This is a genomic window from Nodularia spumigena CCY9414, from assembly GCF_000340565.2.
GTDB classification, from domain to species: Bacteria; Cyanobacteriota; Cyanobacteriia; order Cyanobacteriales; family Nostocaceae; genus Nodularia; species Nodularia spumigena.
Genome location: NZ_CP007203.1, coordinates 2,326,505 through 2,328,162, shown reverse-complemented (window position 1 = coordinate 2,328,162; position 1,658 = coordinate 2,326,505). Strand labels below are relative to the sequence as shown.

Sequence of the window (1,658 nt, the reverse complement as noted above, 5' to 3'; positions counted from 1 at the left end):
ATCGCACTTTTGAGTTTCTCCCGATTTCAACAGAATTTCAAATCGTGCTGCTGGGTGAACTTTTTTGCGGAAACTACTGGTGTCCCCAGGCGTAATTCTACCCCAAATTTGGCTGTAGCTTTAATCAGACATTCCACAATGGTTTCGGAATTATCTGTAATGGGAAACATTCGCCCATCGGCTTCGGTTTTCAGACGTACACCTTGGTCTGTAAACCAAGCTACTGTATCTTCAGCTTGAAAGCGGGTGAAAGCACCTCTGAGAGCTTTTCCACCTCTGGGGTAATTTTGGACTAATCGGGCTGGTTCAAAGCAAGCATGAGTTACATTACAACGTCCTCCCCCGGAAATCAGAACTTTCGCCAGTGGTTGACGACTAGCTTCGAGTAACGTGACGTGGGCGTGAGGATTAACTTTAGCACAAGCGATCGCGCCGAAAAATCCGGCAGCACCACCCCCAACAACTACAATATTTAACGGCAACAAATTAAAAAACGTCTCTATGATAATATGGCATTTAATTCTAGGCTAGTACAGCAAAGCATAAATAGGGACTCCATCAGTTGTTTGATTTTTGACTTTTGACTTTTGACTTTTAACTTCCGCCCTGCGGTACTAGCGGTTCAAATAAATCTTTGGTCGCGCCGCAAACTGGACACACCCAATCCTCTGGGATATCTTTAAAGGGTGTTCCGGGGGCTATACCGCTATCAGGATCGCCGATTTCGGGGTCATATTCGTATCCGCAAACAGTACATACATACTCTTCCATAGTTTTGTACCTCTTTGAGTCAGATATTGAGACTACAAGCGCCACCAGGTTCTCTGCACATAGCTCAGAACCCCTACAGCGATCGCCCCTAGTAATAATAGTCCAATAACTCCACCTGGAATAAACGTCAGAATCCCAAAACCTCTAAGTACCCAAACAGCTAGTCCAATGCCGAGAAGAATGCCAAAAATTTGGGTTAATGTCCGATTTAAGGAAGATTGATTCACTTCATTTCCCTCTCCAATCAAGGTTACTACTGTTTTGTTTCTATTTTGATATTTTTGATCATTCTCAACAACTACGCAAAAAATCTGGTTTTACATCATAAATTCCGACTTTTAGGTAAAATTATGGGCAATAAACCCAGTTTTTTCGGACATCTTTGATTTAAAGATTTATGTTGACAAGATAAATTAACGAGCCCCTAATTTATGGTTTTAATAAACAGTGGTAAGAAATACAGTTTTTACTGTATAATTTCGGAATAATTTCCTGAAAATGATTGGTTTAGGCAGCATGGTACTGAAACTAGAATTTAGTTAGTTGGACTCGATCCTATTTAATGATTCGCCGTTTCAGCGCTAACAGGTGGACAAGTTGAGGAGTAACTGAAATTAATATGTCTGCGTCTTCTTATATCTCAGACTCGATGATTMGAGGTTTSAATATGCCTTGGAGTCAAGACAAGCAATCGTCGCTGATGCAGGGTGAAATTTTATTGCAAACGCAATCGCACACAGGTTGCGGTGGATCTGTTACCGCCTGTATGTATTTACCGCTATTGCGATCGCAGGTATGGCAACAATTAACTGATTACCCTCGCTGGGTACAATATTTTCCTGATCTTACCAAAAGCCAAGTTCTGTCCCAAGGAGAAGTGAAAAGAC

The 1,658-nt window shown here is 41.6% G+C and carries 3 protein-coding genes and 1 pseudogene; 1 reads left to right on the top strand and 3 read right to left on the bottom strand.

Annotation, left to right across the window (positions count from 1 at the left end):
* From NSP_RS10400 to NSP_RS10390, 3 genes and pseudogenes are all read right to left on the bottom strand, one after another.
* Positions 1-485: pseudogene (locus tag NSP_RS10400) on the bottom strand (NAD(P)/FAD-dependent oxidoreductase); the annotation flags it as partial.
* A 109-nt stretch (positions 486-594) separates the two neighbouring features.
* Positions 595-771 (bottom strand): rubredoxin, encoded by a 177-nt coding sequence (gene rd / locus NSP_RS10395; RefSeq protein ID WP_006194474.1) that lies wholly within the window; start codon positions 769-771, stop codon positions 595-597.
* Positions 772-803: 32 nt separating this feature from the next.
* Entirely contained in the window at positions 804-998 is a 195-nt protein-coding gene (locus NSP_RS10390; protein ID WP_173403279.1) for a hypothetical protein, read from the bottom strand.
* A 422-nt stretch (positions 999-1,420) separates the two neighbouring features.
* On the opposite strand from NSP_RS10390, the gene NSP_RS10385 reads away from it, so the two are divergent.
* The coding region (locus NSP_RS10385; RefSeq protein WP_044482754.1) for an SRPBCC family protein at positions 1,421-1,658 on the top strand (238 nt) is incomplete at its 3' end.

Coding starts and splice junctions, on each gene's coding strand:
- rd (WP_006194474.1), bottom strand. CDS start 771: ATGGAAGAGTATGTATGTACTGTTTGCGGATACGAATATGACCCCGAA.